The organism is Sphingobium sp. CECT 9361, from assembly GCF_918741285.1.
Taxonomy (GTDB): Bacteria; Pseudomonadota; Alphaproteobacteria; order Sphingomonadales; family Sphingomonadaceae; genus Sphingobium.
Window position 1 is genome coordinate 1 of the sequence record NZ_CAKKNC010000001.1, and the last position, 18,272, is coordinate 18,272.

The 18,272-nt window shown below is 64.1% G+C and carries 12 protein-coding genes; 5 read left to right on the forward strand and 7 right to left on the reverse strand.

The genetic code is table 11. The features are described from left to right. The 3 genes from LQ220_RS00005 to LQ220_RS00015 form a co-directional block, all read left to right on the forward strand. A partial coding sequence (locus tag LQ220_RS00005; protein ID WP_230186251.1) for a zinc-binding dehydrogenase occupies positions 1 to 629 on the forward strand: 629 nt, incomplete at its 5' end. After that, complete coding sequence (fghA, locus tag LQ220_RS00010; RefSeq protein ID WP_230186252.1) at positions 629 to 1,465, forward strand: S-formylglutathione hydrolase; 837 nt, start codon at positions 629 to 631, stop codon at positions 1,463 to 1,465. The genes LQ220_RS00005 and fghA, both read left to right, overlap by 1 nt. Positions 1,466 to 1,588: 123 nt before the next feature. Next, positions 1,589 to 1,777 (forward strand): hypothetical protein, encoded by a 189-nt coding sequence (locus LQ220_RS00015; RefSeq protein WP_230186253.1) that lies wholly within the window; start codon positions 1,589 to 1,591, stop codon positions 1,775 to 1,777. Positions 1,778 to 2,341: 564 nt separating this feature from the next. Here the strand turns inward: LQ220_RS00015 and LQ220_RS00020 are convergent. Next, positions 2,342 to 2,674, reverse strand: coding sequence for a polyhydroxyalkanoic acid system family protein (locus LQ220_RS00020; RefSeq protein ID WP_230186254.1), 333 nt, complete (start codon positions 2,672 to 2,674; stop codon positions 2,342 to 2,344). A 163-nt stretch (positions 2,675 to 2,837) separates the two neighbouring features. Between LQ220_RS00020 and LQ220_RS00025 the strand changes: the two genes are divergently transcribed. Both LQ220_RS00025 and LQ220_RS00030 read left to right on the forward strand, forming a co-directional pair. Next, entirely contained in the window at positions 2,838 to 3,221 is a 384-nt protein-coding gene (locus LQ220_RS00025; RefSeq protein WP_230186255.1) for a hypothetical protein, read from the forward strand. Next, entirely contained in the window at positions 3,218 to 3,406 is a 189-nt protein-coding gene (locus LQ220_RS00030; protein WP_230186256.1) for a hypothetical protein, read from the forward strand. Before LQ220_RS00025 ends, LQ220_RS00030 begins: the two co-directional genes overlap by 4 nt. Positions 3,407 to 3,548: 142 nt before the next feature. Here LQ220_RS00030 and LQ220_RS00035 read toward each other — a convergent pair whose 3' ends face one another. The 6 genes from LQ220_RS00035 to LQ220_RS00060 all read right to left on the reverse strand — a co-directional run bounded on the left by LQ220_RS00035 (position 3,549) and on the right by LQ220_RS00060 (position 18,160). Beyond that, positions 3,549 to 3,824 carry an HU family DNA-binding protein gene (locus LQ220_RS00035; protein ID WP_230186257.1) on the reverse strand — a complete coding sequence of 92 codons (276 nt, stop codon included), beginning with the start codon at positions 3,822 to 3,824 and terminating at the stop codon, positions 3,549 to 3,551. Between the two features lie 74 nt (positions 3,825 to 3,898). After that, positions 3,899 to 4,387 carry a hypothetical protein gene (locus LQ220_RS00040; RefSeq protein ID WP_230186258.1) on the reverse strand — a complete coding sequence of 163 codons (489 nt, stop codon included), beginning with the start codon at positions 4,385 to 4,387 and terminating at the stop codon, positions 3,899 to 3,901. Then, complete coding sequence (locus LQ220_RS00045) at positions 4,380 to 4,574, reverse strand: hypothetical protein (protein ID WP_230186259.1); 195 nt, start codon at positions 4,572 to 4,574, stop codon at positions 4,380 to 4,382. Before LQ220_RS00045 ends, LQ220_RS00040 begins: the two co-directional genes overlap by 8 nt. 40 nt (positions 4,575 to 4,614) lie before the next feature. Then, positions 4,615 to 5,223, reverse strand: a complete 609-nt coding sequence (locus LQ220_RS00050) for an OmpH family outer membrane protein (RefSeq protein ID WP_230186260.1) — start codon at positions 5,221 to 5,223, stop codon at positions 4,615 to 4,617. A gap of 30 nt (positions 5,224 to 5,253) precedes the next feature. Further along, a complete protein-coding gene (locus LQ220_RS00055) occupies positions 5,254 to 6,072 on the reverse strand; it encodes a SapC family protein (RefSeq protein WP_230186261.1) in 819 nt (272 codons plus the stop codon). Between the two features lie 67 nt (positions 6,073 to 6,139). Further along, positions 6,140 to 18,160, reverse strand: coding sequence for a filamentous haemagglutinin family protein (locus LQ220_RS00060; protein ID WP_230186262.1), 12,021 nt, complete (start codon positions 18,158 to 18,160; stop codon positions 6,140 to 6,142). Between the last annotated feature and the right edge of the window lie 112 nt (positions 18,161 to 18,272).

Below are 18,272 nucleotides of genomic sequence, written 5' to 3' on the forward strand. Positions count from 1 at the left end.
TCAAGACAAGCTGCTACATCGGCTGCGGCGTGACGACGGGCGTCGGCGCGGTGGTGAACACGGCGAAAGTCGCGCCCGGCGACAATGTCATCATCTTCGGTCTGGGTGGCATCGGCCTTAACGTGCTGCAGGGTGCGAAGATGGCGGGCGCGAACATGATCATCGGCGTCGACATCAACCCCGACCGCGAGGAATGGGGCCGCAAGTTCGGCATGACGCATTTTGTGAACCCGAAGGACATCGATGGCGACATCGTCGCGCATCTGGTCGCGCTGACCGATGGCGGTGCGGACTATACCTTCGACTGCACCGGTAACACGACAGTCATGCGTCAGGCATTGGAAGCCTGCCACCGCGGCTGGGGCACCAGCATCATCATTGGCGTGGCCGAAGCGGGTAAGGAAATCAGCACCCGCCCGTTCCAGCTCGTCACCGGCCGCAACTGGCGGGGCACGGCCTTTGGCGGCGCGAAGGGACGTACCGACGTACCCAAGATCGTCGATTGGTACATGAACGGCAAGATTCAGATCGATCCGATGATCACCCATGTCCTGACGCTGGATGAGATCAACAAGGGCTTCGACCTGATGCACGCAGGCGAGAGCATTCGCAGCGTCGTGGTCTTTTAATGGAAACAGTATCAGAAAATCGCGCCTTCGGCGGCGTGCAGGGCGTGTATAAGCATGTCTCTGCCGCCACCGGCACGGATATGATATTTTCCGTATATGTTCCCGAGCATGCAGCCGATATGAAACTGCCGGTGGTCTGGTATTTGTCCGGCCTCACCTGCACCCATGCCAACGTCACGGACAAAGGGGAGTTTCGTCGCCTCTGTGCCGAGCTTGGCCTGATTTTCGTCGCACCGGACACCTCGCCGCGCGGCGAGGGCGTGGCGGACGATCCCGACGGTGCCTATGATTTCGGTCTGGGTGCCGGCTTCTATGTCGATGCAACTCAGGAACCGTTCGCGGCGCATTACAAGATGTGGACCTACATCACACAGGAGCTGCCAGACCTCGTCGCGACGCATTTTCCTGTCGACATGGATCGACAGTCGATCATGGGCCACAGCATGGGCGGCCACGGCGCGCTGACCATCGGATTGACATTCCCTGATCGGTTCCGGGCGATATCCGCCTTTGCGCCGATCGTCGCACCTTCGCAGGTTCCATGGGGCCATAAGGCTCTTGGCGGTTATCTGGGCCGCGATCAGGCGGCATGGCGTCGACATGATGCCGTCGCCCTGATCGAGGACGGGGCGCGTGTCGCCGATCTGCTGGTCGATCAGGGGGGGGCCGACAACTTTCTGACAGAGCAGCTTAAGCCCCATCTGCTCAAAGAAACTTGCGAGAAAGCTGGCATTCCGCTGACGCTGCGGCTCCAGCCGGGCTATGACCACAGCTATTACTTCATTTCCACATTCATGGGCGATCATCTGCGCTGGCATGCCGATCGGCTGGCATAGCGGACGAATTGACGTTGAGATCGTTCTCACCGACGGCAATGAGGTCTCGGGTCAATGAGACCTGCTCGGTCCCATGAGCATATCATTTTGCGATGCCGCGAAATGGCCGATGACGGCGCGGGCATGCGAATCAGCGCAGCCATGCAGAGGGGGAGTGCGGATGGGACCATCGATTTCGTGGAGGCTATCGCGATCGGGCTGCCTCTCGCCGTCATCCTGAAACTGCTGGGTGCGCCCGAAGATGATGGGACCGGATGTACGGGTGCACAAACGCCGTCGTCGGCAGCGGTGACCCCTAATATGGCAAAGTAGAAGCGCCACGGGATGCAATACTGGCGGCCTAGCAGGCCATGTTCGTATTGTACGCAATTCACAGCACGCCGTCGCAACGCGCCCGGCAGCGATCAGATCAGCCTGTCCGTCGAAGCCCGAATAAACCGTATCCCGCTTTCGGATCGCGAAATATCAGGCTTCTGCTTCCTGGTGCGCTTACAGGACTCACATTGCGAGACTAAGCAAATGTAATACCTAGCTATTACAACCTCTACAAAGTTTGTGGTCCACCCGTGGTCCGCCCTAAAAATTGGTCCTGTACGAGGACCCGAACCAGCGCCCAAATGGATCCGAATGAGGTGATTTGGGACCGGGTCCAAGCGAAGTTCACGTTGTGAATATGGTTCTATTCGGAGGGAAGGCCCATACGCCAACTGGCAACGCAGTAGGCAAATCGTCAAATATACGCTGTCCCGATGAGGCGCTCGGAATGCTGGCTAACGCCGGAACCATGCGTAGCTTTGGTAGATGGGCATCCGATCCGGCCTTCGCAAACCGGAATAGAGTGCGGCCCGAAGGGGACGCAAGATCTTCTCGACGAGGCTAGGTCTTGGTCGTCGAACGGTCTTCCAGCATCAGTCGCTCGCCCTGCTGCCGGACCACCGCTGCTATTGGTCCAGCCATCAGACTGAGCATGCCGGAGAGATGAAGCGTGATGCGAAGTCGGGTATCCTCCGCATCGATGGTGCATGGCACCTCAACGCCCATAGTCGACACGGTCAAGACCATGCGGTCGGCGCTGGGCCAGGACGACGTGACGGTCGCCGCGCCACCTGGAATATGTGATGCCAGCTTGCCAACGCGGTTTTCCATGCGGCGCTTTGCTTCTTCGCGCCCGAGACTGTGCGATATGTCGATGATCGTTGGTTCTGCCATGGTGAACGGACGCGCAGGCCGACCATATTGTTCCTCATGGTATCGCGCTAAGGAACGGAGGCTTCGTCCCAGGTGCCACCTACCGGTGTCGACCAAACCAAGACATTTAATCGGCAGGCTCGGTTCCCTGATTGCGGACATCTGCCGCCGATGACACTATCGCATGATGAAAATGGAGAAACGGGAACAACGGGGTTTCGCAGAGCGACGCTGGCCGCTGTTTTCTAACCTTATCGGCTGTTATTTTAATGAGGATTTCGATCTACTCTACGGCTCCCTTGATGGCGCCGTTGCCGCTGCGGCTCGAGATGGGTCACTGGATCACCGGCGGGCGATCCTAAAGGAATGGCGAGACTGGAACTTATCCGTAGGCGTGGCCAGCGACCTCCGTCCCAAATTGAAAAAATGCTTTTCGATTGCTGTGCGGTTCAGGAAGCCCGAACAAGCACGGCATCTCATGGACCACATCTATGATAGCTTGATGGAAGGGATACGGGGGCATGGGGTCGCTGCGGAACTCATCGCACAAGAGGTCTCTGGCGGATGACAGCTAACCGCAGCCTGGTCGGCATTCTGAACGAATTTCTGCGCCGGGCCAAATTCTGGCTGGCCGCCGATGGGTATGAAAAGGGCGATGACGACGATCTGCTCGCCATTTCCCGTGAAGCTCGCCGAGACGCCCTGCAGCGCGTTGAACAAAGGGCCTGTCTTTCGGGACAAGGCGCTTCATGAATTGGTGAGCGGTAGCTGTCGCGTCGGTTAGCGCCGCCCGGTGGGGCGCCTGCGTCGCACCATCATGCGCATCTGGCCCTGTATCTCAAGCGCCGTGCTATAACCGGTCCGATCGACAAAGGCATCCGCGCTCCGACGCGCCTCAGCCGTTGATCTGGTCTTTGAGCGCCTTGGCGGGCTTGAACGCGGTCCGCATGGCGGCTTTGATCGTCATCGGTTCGCCGGTGCGCGGATGACGGCCGCCGCGTGCCGGGGTCTTGTGCGTGGTGAATTTCCCGAAGCCCGTGATCGCGATCTCATCACCCTTTGCGGCAGCATTGCCAATTGTGGCGAACAAGGCGTCGACGATGGCCTTCACCTCCGCGCGGCTTTTGTCTTGTGCGGCAGCGATCGTGTCGATCAGGTCGTTTCCAGTCATCCGAGGCTCTGATTCTCCAAAGGGTTGAACATGGCGGTGGCGCGCGGCGGCATGCCGCCCGCGATCCGCACCGATTAGACGCTATTTGGCCCCGGATCGGCGACGGGAGCCGGGGCGGGCAGCGTATCGAGCTGAACCGCGATCCGCAGCGGCAGCAGCATCCCTTTGGGCAGCATGCCGGGTAGACGCTGGCCGACGAGCAGCGCGCGCAGATCAGCATTGGGCGCGGGGTGCGAGAACGGCGTGAAATCGATCTTCGACACCTTCCCGTCCTTCGCCACCCAGAGCTTGACGATGAGCGGCGCGGTCGGCTGGTCGGGGGCAGGGCGGGTCTGGTCTAGATAGGCGCGCAGCTGCACTGCCGCCTCATTGTCGGCCTGCAGCAGCGCGGTCACCGCGGCGGCGGCGCCCTGCGCATAGCGGACCCACTCGACGGGCGCGGCAGAAGGCGCGACCATCTGCGCTGCCAGCGCGGATGAGGGCGCACCGGCGAGCGCCGCGCCTAGCCCCATGAGCCGCCCGACAATATCGAGCAGGTTCGGTTTCCCTTGTCCGTCAGCCATGGGCCTGTCCCTGCGCGGCATAGCTGGTCAGCGAACAGACCGGACCGAACCCCGGCAGCGCCAGATGGGCGTCGACCATCTTTACCGCCTCGAGATGAGTGATGCTGATCACCCAGCTAGCGATAATGCCGGTGATGAGCATGCCGCACAGAAAGGCGATAACGGCGACGATGGTGGTCAGGCCCATGACGGGTGCTCCTCTGGTTGATGCGCGCGTGTGATAGGGATCAGCTCGGTGCGGAGGTGGCGACCGGTGCGGGCAACCTTTCGCGCTCGAAGCTGATCGTCTGGATCTTCGCATCGAGACCCTTTACGACATCGGCGGTCAGGTCATTGGCGAAATTGCCGCCGAGCGCGACATTGCGGTCGAACAGTAGGCCACATTTGTACGCGGTATAGGCCTGCGCGATCACCGGCTGCGCCTCGTTGGCGATCCGGGCGAGTGCCTTGGCGCGGGTCGCCTCGATCTCGCGGCCGATCTGGGCGGCCTGGGTTTGGAGCGCCTGCCAGCGCCCAGCCAGTGCCTCGCGCTTCGGCTGGGTCTGGGCGTTGTCGGGCTGGGCTTCCAACGCTTTGGCTTCGGTTTCGATCGCGGGGCGCTGGGCGTCGATTTCGGCCTGGGCGGTGCGGGTCAGCTCCTGCAGCCGGGTCGAGGCCGCCTTGCCAACGGCGGCATTGGCGAAGATCGCCTCGCGCGAGACGAGGCAGAGGCCGGGGACGACCGGACCGCCCAGCGGCTGGGCTTGCGGCTGCGCGCCGCCGGCCGTTTGCGCGGAAGCGGGGGCAATGCTGGTGGCGAGCAGGAGGGCGGGAAGGAGAAGGATCGGAGTTTTCATGGGTTACGCTTTCTTGAGCTTGGTCGAAAATCAGGCGGGGAGGGGTTCGGCGGTGGCAGGGGTGACCTGAACCTCCTGCGAGGGCCGATCCGAAGCAGTATTGGATGACGCTGGTGTGACGGGCGCGAGCCGCGCTTGGCGGACGAGCAGATCTTGGAACCGGTCGAGCGAGGCGAGGTGGAAGTGCACCAGCGCCAGCCAGCCCTGGTTGTGCCATTCGAGCACGACCGGCTCGGGCAGCGCGGCGAGTTTCGCGCCATCGACGATGCGGAAGCCGTCGAGCCCGAGCGTGCGGCCATCGGGCAGGGTCGCATCGGCGCGGCGGTCGACCAGCAGGTCCTGCGCCACCAGCGCATCGGCGAAGTCGCGGGTCGCAGTGGCCTCGCTCTGGAACGCGCCGCAAAAGGCCAGCGCCTCGCGGGTCAGCGAGGAGGGCTGGCCGTCGTCGAACCAGGCTGCGCCGTCCTCGCCATCCTGCACCACACGGTCCGAACCGGCGTCGATCGCCAGCGCGAAGCCGTCCCGATTGACGGTAGTGATGAAACCGAACGGATAGCGGCGGACATAGGCCGGCACATAGGCATCCTCACTCCAGTGGCCATCGGCGACAAACAGGTTGCGTCGTTCGAGGCCGAGGATCACGACCGGCTGCGCATCGCCAGCGGCAAACACGATGGGGAAACTGCGTGCGGCGGCGGCCAGTTCGCCGATAACGATCGGCAGATGCGGCGTATCGGCGGCGAAGGTTATGTCGCCGTCCCTGAGCCGCCAATCGGCATGGACGGCGGCGTTGAGCGGCTGCGGCGCGCGGTAGAAGGGCGGCAGTGGCGGGGTCGGGGTATCGGTCATGAGGCTATTCTTTCGGTTCAGGTCCCAGATGGCGGAACGCGCCGCCATCCGGGTCTTCAAGGTCAGGTCAGGGCTGCTCGCCGAAGCCCAGCAGGCGCACGTTGATTATGACGGGGACTTCCGTCCGCACCTGGGGGCGGGTGCGTTCCGCGACGCGAGTCGCTTCCTGCGTCACCGCGCTTGCCGCAGAGGAGGCCGCCGCGAGCGCGCCGACATTGACCACCGGCACCTGCGGAATGCCGGCGGAATTGCCCTTCACCTGGATGTTGGCGGCGTTGACCACCTGCAGCGCGGCGAGGTTGACGTTGCCCGAGACGCGAATGCCGGCCTCGCCCGCATCGATCGTGCCCAAAGGCGCAATCAGGTCGACATCGCCCGAGGGAACTTCGGCGATCGGCGCCAGCGTGGCGATGCCTGCACCGGACGAGGGCACCTGGGGCGAGAGCGCGACATTGCCGTACGGATCATAGACGCGCCGGGGTGGCGTATAGACCAGCGTGGTCTTGGCACCGCGCCCGGCGTTGATGTCGCCGGTCGCCGACCAGCCGAGGATCGAGCCACCAAAAGTCGTCATGATCCGCGACAGGCCAAGCAGGATGCTGCCGGAACTGTAGAGGTTGATGTCGCCCGACCCTTGCGTGATGAAACCGGATGCGGCCGGCGGTGCCACGCCTTCAACGCCGATCAACTGGCGACCCCCTGGGGTGAGGACGGAGATGTCGCCTCCGCCCACGGTGAGGATGCCGCCGCCGCGACGCGAATCCTGGATATTGCCGAACTGATCGCGGGTTACGGCGCCGGTGGCGAAGAAGGTGACGTCACCTTCATAGGTATGATTGGACGGGAACAGTGTCGCAATCATTTCGCGCCCGCGAAGATAGGAGCCGAAGCGCGAACTCGTCGGATTGTTATATTCGCGCCCGCCAGCCTTCAGTTCGGCAAAATAGACCTGTTGCAGGAAGACCGCCTGCTGTTCGGGGGGCAGCGCCCCGAAATATGCGCGGGCCTCGGCGGTGTCCCTGGTTGCATAGCCGTAGCGGCCCTTCAGCCAGGCGGTGAGTTCATCCTGGTAGGTTTTGGCAACCTTGCCGGGCTGATCGGCCAGCGGTTTACCTGCGACCGCAAGATTTGACGGATTGAGATAGAGTGCGGCCACCGCAGCATAGTCAGGCCCTGCGGAGCCGGTGCCAGCGAGCACGGAGATCGATGCACCGGGCCGCAAATCCGCCGCATAGGCCGGGCCGGTGCTGAGGATATTGCCTTGGTCGGCGAGCGTAATGTTGTGCCCCGCCGTCATCGCCAGAGTGCCGGGGCCGGCGATCTTCACGTCCGAGTAGATGATGTCGTGCCCGGCCCGGACCAGGGAAACGTCGGTAGAGTCGGCGTGGAGGACTGAGATCTTGGTAGGCAGGCCACCGGCGAAGCCGGTCGATGCATTGGCGACGATGTCTTTGGCAGCGCGCATATCGAGCCGCTTCGCGGTCGAAAGCTGCAGGCCAACGATGTCGCCGTTGACGGCATAGACGCGCACCGGATCGGGATCGCCCGCGTGCAGGTCGGTCGTCGCGACATTCGGGGAAAGGGCGAAGAGACCGAAGGTCGGATTATAAACCTCATTGCTGACGTCATAGACAGTGAGCGTGTTGGTCGATTGGACCTCGCCTGCAAAGGTGCCCTGCTTCCATTCCACATAGGCCGGGTGGAAGGGCGTCGGCAGCAGGGTGGGGTCCACCGACGACATCGAGAGCGATACGCGGGTACTGTAAATGGAATTGCGGGCGAGCAGTTCGAACTGGGCGAGCGGCGATGGTGCCTGCTCCAGCGAAAAGCCGAACTGGTTGCCGTTCGTCGCGGTCATCAGATAAAGGCTGCCGCTGGCTGCCGCCACCCTGAAGATTGACGGCAAATAGGTGCCGCCGGCCAGGGGCGCGATGTCGGCGCCGAGCGAGGTGAGGTCGAGCGATGTTGATGGCCGCATCAGCGAAAACCAGCTCGCGATCGACAGGCCGTTGGCAGCCCCGGCCACATCGCCGGTCAGCTTTCTGGTCGGATCGACGCCGGGGTCGGCAATGCTGCCAAGCGCCAAGTCACCCCGTGTCCTTACGGTCACGGCGGTGTCGCCTAGCTTGAGGTCCGGTCCGGAAACCCGATTGTACAACAGGCTGGCCTCCGTGGGTGACGCCATGCGCGGATCGCCGATCGTGACACTCTGGTTCACTTTGGTCAGGCTGCCGATCTGCGCGGCGTCGAGGCCCACCTTCCCGCGCAGGTTGGTGATCGCGCCGCCATTCTGAACGGCATTCAACGCGCCCCCGATCTTGATGTCGAGATTGCCGCCACCGGTTTCGATCAGGGTGCCATCGCCAAGGACTCGGCCAGTGGCGGCGACGGTCACAATCAAGCCTGTTTTGTTGCTGAAGTTATAGGGCGTGATACCGCCGGCATCGCCGCCGATCCTGACCGTGGCATTGCCCCCACCAAAGGTCCCGAAGCCGTTCGGCCCATCGACGAACAGGCCGGAGCTGTCGGCGCCATTGTACTTGCCGTAGTTTACCGACCATGCGGTCTTCTGGCCGAGTTCGTTTGCCCCCTGAAGGATCAGCCAGTTGCCCTCACTGTTGGCCGAATCGAAGTGGTATCCGGTGTAGTCGCCGTGGACCAATATCTGGAGGTCGCCACCATGTTCGGGATAGTAGCTGATGCGGCTGTTTAGCGTTGAGTCCAGGCTGCCGGGAAGCGCTTTCCCGCTAACGAGGTCGCGTGGCAATTGGGTGGCGAAATCGCCATTGCCCGATGCGAGTTCGTTCTGGGTGCCCGCAGTATAGATGCCGAACAGCGATTTGGTGACCATCGCGCCGCCGGCCAGCACATCGAGATCGCCGGTGCCTGTGCGGATGACGCTGGAAATCTGTGACGTCCAAGTATCGTCATCGGCCCCGGTCGGCGCGTGGATGTGATAATCGTCGAGCGTCATGGTGCCGCTGCCCGCCAGGGCTGCGGTGGACCGCAAGCCGCGCATATCCGCCGAGGCGAGATCGGCGCCGCCCACCAGCCGGATCGAGGCGGACATCGCCCCCGGCGCCAGCATCGGCGCAATGGCGTAAATCTTGCCTTGGGGGGCTTTGACGACGGCGTCGTAGGTGAACGCCGGGACAACTTGATCAGGCTGGAAGATCAGCGGATATCCATAGTCCGCATCCGTGTCAAAGACCGTTCCAGCAGGAATTATGTCTCCACCGTAATAGTGAACCCCATTCCTATCGGCGATATCGTCGCCCCAGAAATAGTTCGGATCGAGTAGCCAGTCCTCCGAAAGCTTGATTGGCTTTTTGATGGTGTAACCGTAGTAATCCCAACTCCAAGCACCAGCTTCGCTATCATAGGAAGTGTCCCCATAGTCGGCCACGATGAAGCTGGATATCGGCTGCGGCGTAATCGTCGTCTGCAACGGCCGGTCGCGGAAGCCGCTATCGTCCGGGCTGGCTTTCGGCAGGCCGAAGCCATCGGTGATCGATCCCTTGATGTCGAGATTGCCGCTGGCGCGAATGGCCAGCGCGAGCGGCTCGCCAAAGCCGTAGGTCGCCGAGTTTGCATTGCGGTCGGTATCGGGGCCGTAGCGATAGCCCGAGAGATCAAGATCGCCGAGCACCGTCAGCTTTCCGTTCGACGCCGCTCCGGAAGCGATCTCGACACCGGGGCGCAGGTGATAGGCACCGTTGAGAGCCGAGAGGCCTGCGAGGCGCGACCGCAAGCCGGTGTTGGCAAGCGCGTTGGCGTAGAAGATCTGGTTGGCCGCATCGACCTGCGCGAGGCCGACCGCGCCCGCCGGCACGCCGGTGGCGGCGGCATCCTGCACGATGGTGCCGTTGGCGTCGGTTGGGGAGTAGGTCCAATAGCCGTTGACCGCGAGGCTGGCGATATCGCGCAGGGTCAGCGCCCCGCTGGCGTCGATCTGGATGTCGCCGCCCGTTTCGCTGGTGCGCCGCGCGTTGATATCGACGCGGCCGCGCGCGATCTTGTCGGGCGACGAGGTGTTGATCGTGGCGCCTGCACCGAGCCGGACCCATCCCTGCTGGGAGGTGATTTCGACGCTGCTGCGGTTCGACGCATCGATCGGCTTTCCATAGCTGTCGACGACGAGCTTTGTGCCATGGGCATCGAGCACCGCGCTGGCTGCCAGCGTCACGTCGTCGCGAGCGCTCAGCCGGATCGAGCCGGTCTGCGTGCCGCTGGCGTCGATCAGGCCGGAGAGGGTCAGCCCGCCGCCATTGACGGCGATCGACACATTGCGGGCCACGGCATCGTTGCCGACCACCAGACTGCCGCTGCCGAAGGTGAAGGCACGGCTGTGGGAGAAGCCGTTCGCGTTGAGCGCCTGATTGAGCGCCGCGAAATCTGCGGTCAGGTCCCCGGTGAGCGTGTTTGCGGTCAGGTCGAAGGCGCCGCTGCGGGCCCCTTCGCCGCCCTTGGCCGTCATCGTCCCCGCCAGCCGGGCAGCGCCCCCTGCCTTTACGGTAAGCGTTCCGGCGTCGCTGCCCTCCGAGGACAGGTCGATTGTCGCCCCCTTGGCGGTGACGACATCGCCGGTCAGGCTGGTCAGCAGGATGTCACCGGCCCAGGCTTGCCGTCTGACGTCGTTGAAGGCGATGGGATGGCCCGCCACGTCAAGCCGCGCGGCATCCGTGAGGACGAGATCGCCGCCGCGTGCGGTGAGGCTGAGCCGGCCGGACGGCAGCAGGATTGCCGACGCGACGGTGAGCGTATCGCCGGTGAGTGACAAGGTTCCGCCCAGGCTGCCGGGTGCGGCGGGCGCGCTGCCGTCCGGCGCAATCACGCTAACGGCGTTACTGTAGACGCCGAAGGTCGCCCCAGAGTCCGCTGTCAGCACGGGCGTCCGGAATGTCAGGCTGTTGCCGCTGCCACGATAGGTCGTGGGGTCGAACGTCCCGGTGACGGCAGGCCCGGTGCCATAGACCGATAATGTGCCGCTCCCGTTGGCGGTGACGCGCTGCGAAGCGCTGAACGACACTTGATCGAAACCCAGCATCAGGCGGTTATATTTTGCCCCGCTCACCGGTGCGGTTCCGCTCGGGTCGCCGAAAACGATCTGGCGGGCATCGACCGCGAATGCGCCCGCGTTGCCAAGCTCCGCGATGCGAGCGCCCGGACGCGCGCTGCTGCCCTGCCAGATTAGCGTATCGGTGACGATCCGGGCCGTGTCGGCCGAATTGCCATATCCAGAAATGGTGGGGCTGGAGAGGGACAGCGCGTCGACACGCGACTTGCCCGTCGCTGGATCGATGGTGTTGAGCGTCACGCTGCCGAAGAAGTTAATGCTGTTGGCGGCGCCGAGCGTCAGTTGCTGAACTGCCGGCGAGCCAGCAGCGCTGCCGCCCGCGAGGAGCTTGTCCAGGAAGACCTGCGTAAGGTTCATGCCGGGCGGAAGGACGCCGGAAGCAGCGGCGAGCGTCTCGTTGGTACCAATGTTCAACGACGCGGCCGTGAGCGAAAGCCGCCGCGCCGCAAGCCCGACGTCACCCTGCATGGCGAGGCCGTCGGCAGCAGCGAACGCCACCGTGTTTTCGGCATAGAGGCCGCTGCCTTGCTTCATCACGACGGAACCGTGGGTAAAATAATCGGGCGACATTCCGATTTGAGAGGTGCCGTTGCTGACGCCCAGGATTACGCCGCCGTTTACGCCCCCCAATTGGAGCCCGCTGGTGGCATCGAGCCAGGAAAAGCCGCGCCCCAATGTGTTGACCGTCGCGCCTTCCGCCAGGGTGACGGTCGTTTTCGCGCCCAGGAAGACGGAGTCGGCAATCAGATGGACGTCGGGCTGGAGCGTCAGGGAGCGGGCGAATCCGGTGATAGAGAGGGTACGGTCGGTACTGTCCAATCTGCTAAAGATGTTGCTTCCGATCACCAGGTTCGGCGCCTGGACGGCATTGATGGCCGCCGCCGAGATCGTAGTTACATTCGCGCTATTGATCGTTTGCGAACCGTCGCCCGTAATAACCATGTCCATGTTGGCGTTGTCGTAGATGCCAAGCTCCTGCGTCAGCACGAACGCGCCGGACAGGCCGCCGGAGCCGGCAGAGAAATTCGCCTGGCCACCAAACGAAAAGGCGCCGTTGGCAGCATCCTCCGCGGTTGAGCGGACATGAGCCGTAAAGAGGTGGGCGTCCGCCTCGATCATGCTGCGGGGTGTTTTGAATTGCGCGGCCTGGGCACGGGCAAAGTCGCTATAGCCTTGCTCCTGATATTGCGCATAGCGCCGCACCGCAGTTGCCGGCGTGAAAATCGCCTGGGTCGGCAACGCATTGCGGATCGATGTGGACGCGATCCCCTGATAGACCGGGGCGCTCGTGGAGCCGTTGGTGAGCGACGTCACATGGGCCGGTCGGGTGGTCGTCTGCGCGGCCAGTTCGACGCGGAAGGCGCCCGGCAGGAGCGCGTAATTCGCCGGCAGGAGCGTATAGGTGCCGGCGGACAGGCCGGGCACACCGGCGGGAACGCTGATCTGCTGGCCGATTCCGGGCATCGCGCCGGTCCAGGCCGCGCTGTAACCGGCCGCGACGGGGGCTGTCACGACTCCGGGTAGGATCGCATAGACCGCATTGTTCGCCGCACTGTTACCATTGGCCGGATTGGCATTGGCGAGCGACGTCTGAAGAATGTCAACCGAGCCGCCGCGCCCGGAAATGAAGGCCGCGCCGGTGAGCTGGCCACCGCCCGACACATCGACCACGGCACCGGCATCGACCGACTGCTGGCGTCCCCCCAATGTCACGCCGATTTTCGTGAGCGTGCCGTCCTTGAGCTTGAAGGCACCGGCCGCATTCGCAAACGTGGCAGCCACCCCATCGACCAGATAATTGACGCCGTCGGTCGAGCCGCCATAAGGCATGAGCAGACCGTTCGTGCTCACCGAAGTGATGCTGCCCGCAAGCAATTCCACTCGGCTCGACTGAACCCTACCGGCATACCCGCTGCTGCCCACGGTGATGGCGCCAAACGGCGCGCGAACCACGCCGCCCTGATGGATTGTGTCACCGAACAGTCCAAGCGAGCCGAACACCAAATAGGGCATCGCCGGGGTCTCGCCGCTGCGGCGGATCGTCAGCACCGAACCCACCGAGCTGTAGGTGAGCTGGCCTTGCCAGTCGGTTTGCGTCACCCCGGCGGCGGCGATGGCGCGCGCGCCGGATGCTGGATAGATCTGCGCTGCGGTGAGCGTCAGGTTGTTGCTTGCCCCGAGAACCGTCACCCGGTCTGACGTGGGAAGGACCGCGCCAGCGTCCTTGAATACGGGGCCGGTGGCGGCAAGCAGGCGCAGATCGCCGCCGCTGACGATGTTGGTATCGCCATAGGAGGTACGCACGCGATTGCGGATATCGACAAGGTCGCCCGTGATCGTCAGCGTGGAACCCACGGGATAGTCCGCGCCTTCATTGGGGTCGTATTCCATTAGCCCGCGGTCGATAATTTTCGAGTCCGACAGCACCGTTAGGCCGTCGAGCAGGACGTAAGGTGCCGACAGCGTGACCCGGCCGGTCGCCGAGCTGTTCATCAACGGGCCTTGCCGCAGCGTCAGGCTACGCGACATGGCCAGCGTCACGTCGCCATCGAACGCAATTCCACCCCGTGCCCACAACGACAGCGACCCAAATCCGCCTGCGTTGATCTGATCGACTCCGATCCGGGCCTCGCCGAGCTTGGGGCTCGGATCGAGTGCGCCGTGCAAGGCGACGTCCGGGTTATAGGTCTGTGACACCGTAATCACGCGTGCCTTGCGCGCCTCGTCGGGCAGCCGCGTCGTCGGATCGGAATCGACACCGATCGGGGGTGTCTCCAGCGTATAGACCAGCGAACCGCCACTCGCGCCGACGCCGCCTGCCGGGGCTAGCAGCGTCCCGTCGTTGGAGATGCCCCATTGCGACGCAAGCGCGATCCGGCCACCATCACTGGCGACGAGACGGGCCGCACTCCCCGATGGCGATGACATGTCGAATGCGCCGCTGGCACCCGAGGCATCGATCACAGCGCCGCGGCTGACTACCACGAACGCGTTGCCGGAATGAAGCCCACTGGCCGTCGGCGTGGCGTCGAGCGCACCCAATGCCACCGAGCCGCCAGCCGTGACCACGCCATAGTTGCGACCTTGGGTGTCCGGCGCTGTGACGGCCAGCCCGGAAACGTCGAGCCGCGCACTGCCACCTATCAACACCGAGCGGGTGCTCTCCACATAGGGCGTGCTCAGCGTCACATCCTCGGTCCGCGCGGTGTTGACCAGGGTGATGGACCCGCCGCGCGCGGTGATGCTGCCCAGAATGTCGATCTGCCCGACACCGCCGACGCTGACCGAGCGGCCGGGGTCGACGCGGATGGAAGCGCCGGCTCCCAGCAGGAAATCCCCCTGAGGCAAGTTGACGGTGCTCTTCGAAATGGCGGCGGGAGTTTCGTCGGTGGCGTTCGGATTGCCGATCACCAGATCGGCGCCCGCACGCTGGATCAGCGTGCCTCGGACCGGATCCGGCAAGAACTGCGGCGGCAGCACTACCGGCGCGACCAGGGCGGCATCGCTGCCCGTCGGGGCGGAGAGGCTGGCGGCGGTGAACTGGAATACCGGCTGCGTGACCTCAATCGTCGTGCCCGGTTTGACGATCACGCCGCTGGAGCTGGAGATGTTGTAAGCGGAAAACCCCTGTTGGAAGAACGATCTCGCGTCGGCGATTTCCGGCCCCACCTCCACTGGCATCGGTCGGTTAAAGATGGTGCCCTTACGAATGACAGAGCCGGCCTGAACGGTATAGCTGATAGGGATCGGGCTCCCGGCTGCGACCGTCACGGCCGAGGGTTCCTGCGGAAATCCGTTCGGGAACGCACTTGCGGGGACGACAAAGCCCGCCGTCGAGCCAAAGATGAAATTAATCGGGGTTCCGGCGGGCAGAATTTCGCCAGCTCTGTAGAAGGTTTCGTTTCCGGTATTGTCATCCGAATATTTCAGGACGACACCATCTGGAACAGTCCACCCGCCGGTACCGATGACAACGGTTTCAGAATTCCATCCGCCATTCCACCTGAGCGGGCCTGACACCGTTTCTCCAGGCAAATAGACAGCGGGGGTCGAGACGGCGATGTCGAACGGCAGCGTGCTGCCAGCCGGGAAGACAGCATCCTTCGCGAGCTTGATGTCCAGCGCGAATGGTTGCCCCGCCGGCACGACGCCGCCCTCGTAGAGAGCCCCGCCGATCGAGATCGGACCGCTTGTGGCGATGGTGAGCTTGCCGCCCTTGCCGAAACCGTAGGAGGCGAACTTGCCATCGAGCGCCATGCTGCCGGTGGCGCGGAGCGAGATGTCGCCGCCGTTCCCGCCATGAGTTTGGCCGGTCGGGAGGATGGCCCCGCCCGCCGATGCGTCCAGCAGTGATCCTGCCCCCAGCGTCAGCTTGGTGGCGGAAAGGGAAATGGAACCGCCCGTGAGATAGGCAAGGCCCGCCCGATCGAGCGGATTGGTGAGCTGGTTGGTCCAAAGACCGCGCGTACTGACGGTGATGCCCTTGTCGACGGTGATGCTGCCGTCCGCGGTCATCGTGACGCGGCCCGCGGAAGCCGTCGCGTTCGCGCTCACCTGAATGTCACCCTGAGCCGCAAGGTCCAGCAGACCGCCGTGCGCAAGCGTCAAATCGCCTGCGATATTAATGGACTTGCTGGAAATATTGATCCCGCCAAGGCCGAAGCTTCGCAGCGCGGCGGTATCGAATACATGGCCAAAATCCTGCGTGTCCGTCGATTTGGGTTGGTCGGCGAACAATATGGCGGAGGGTGTGGGGACGTAGAGGCCCGTCAGGACGTCATAATAACCGAGCGTGAGCCGACCGGCTAACGGTGCCTGGGTCTGCCCGAGTTTGTAGCCGTCGCTCGTGTTCGCCGAACGCGCCGTCGTCTGGTACGCGCCATTGATGACGCCGGCGGCAATGGTGCCCTGAAAATCCGACGTCCGGGCGAAGAACTGCAGCGATCCAGCGTCGCGGCCGACGGTATAGCTATCCTCCCAGCGGCTATAGTTACGGCTGCCGAACAGCATGTCTGCATAGCTTTGGGTGTACTGCTCGCCCCAGCGGTCATGGGTGCGAGTGAACACATTGCCATAACCCGCCATTTTGAACGCAGCGGGGGCCTGCGAGATATCATAGACGCGGCCGTCGGTGTCCATGACGCGGGTCGAGGTGATATAGCCGCCCTGATAGTCGAGACTGCCGCCGGACAGGTCGAACGTCGCGCCTTTGGCTGCTACGACCTCCTTCGCTGCCAGCGTGATCGTGCCGCCGACCGCGGCCCATTCGCCGATGCCGTGCGCCTGGTTGCCGAGATAGCCGCCCACTTCGAGCAGCCCGCCGCGTGTATACCAGCGGTCGCTGGCATAGCCGCCGGTGCCGGCGGGGACGAACACGAGGTCGCGGATATCCAGCCAGACATTGTTGTTCTTGAGCGCATCGGTATCGCGGTTGACCGGTGCGTCGCGCAGTTCGTTGCCCTGAACGTTCACCTTGATGACGTTGCTGGCCATGTCGAGCGCGACGCCCTGGACGCCGGAGACGTCGATCAGCGCGCCGTTCAGGACGGTGATGCGCCCAGCGGCGGCCTGCACCGCGACCTGTCCGCCCTGCGCGCTCGTCTGCGAACCGCCGGCGAACGTCACCTCGCCGCCGCTGACGATCTCGACACGGCTCTGGTCGAGGCGGTCATTGAGGGTGGAAAGATTGTTGAACTGCGGGCTGGCCGTGCTGGCGCGGTTGATGTTAGCGGTATCGCTCTGCTTGATGAGTGCATCGCGCTGGCTGTCGAGCGCGGTGTCGGTGCTGGCGAGATCTGGGGCGATCATGGTCAGCGCATTGGCGCCGATCGTCACCGAGCTGGCGGCGTCGCTGGCGGAGGCGAGCAGGTGGATGGTGCCGCGCTGGTTGACGCCGGTGGTGGCGAACAGCACGCCGTCCTGCGCAATGGTGCGCCCGGTCAGGGTGATGTCGCCTTGTGCTGCCTCGATCTGGCCGCTGTTGCTGACGCTGCCGCTGGTGGAATTGGTGCCGATGAGGGCGCGCACCTCAGCGCCGCGCGTGGTGGAATATTGGTTGGCTCCGGTGCCGAAGCCAGCGCGGACGAGGAAGGTATCGCCTGCGGCGAGCAGCGCCTGCCCCTTGGGCGTCACAATGCTGCCGGCGTTCGTCACTTCCGTGCCCATGAGCAGGACATAGCCGCCGCCATCGGTGACCTTGGCCGGGGTGGCGGTGGTGATCTGCGCGCCGGCCTCGACCTTCACTGGGCCGTTCGCGGCGGTGAAGCTGGGTAGATAGCCGTTCCCCGCGACCTGGGCGTAAATCCCGTTCGCGAGGAACTGGCTGTCGGTGATGGCGGCGGCGCCGGCGACGAGGTTGCGGACATTGACCTGTGATGCGCCGCCGAAGATCACGCCGTTGCGGTTCATGATTAAGACGGCGCCCGGCGCGGTGATCGTGCCGAGGATCTTCGTTGGATCGGTCTGGGAGTCGGTGACGCGGTTGAGCACGGCCCAGTGGGTGCCGCCTTGGGTGAACCTGAGGTCGGTCTTGCTGCCGACGTTGAAGCTGTCCCAGTTGAGGATGGCCTGGTTGGCGGTCTGCTCGACGGTGACGGCGGTGCGGCCGTCGCTGCCCACGGTCTGGGTGGGCGCGTTGGCACCGACCCACAGCGTTGGGTCGGTGGCGACGCCGTTCGCGATCTGCAGCCCACCCGCGGTCAGCCCGTTGGGCACGGTGCTCTGCGCGGCTTGCGCGGCGGCGCGGGCGGCGCGCTGGGCGGCGTCCATGGCGCTGCGGGCGGCGGCGGCGCGCTGGAACGACTGGACCGCGCGCTCGGTGGCCGACGAGGTGGTCGCGGCTTGCGTTGCGGCACCCTGTGCGGCGCGCGTCGCTGCATCGGCGGGGCTTGAGCCGCCGCGATTGCCGAACAGGTTGCCGCCCGACTGGGCATGGACCGCTCCGGCGAGGACGAGCGAGGTCAGGGAGGCGCCGATGAGGAGCGTGCGGCGGAAAGAGGCGGAACGGGTCATCGGGATATCTCCGGGAAAGCAGCCGAGGCCGGGTACGCGGCCCTGATGGAAGATGCGTCGGACAGAACAGAAGGATGGGAAGCGCGGCGCGGTGTGCCGCTGCGGAAAATCT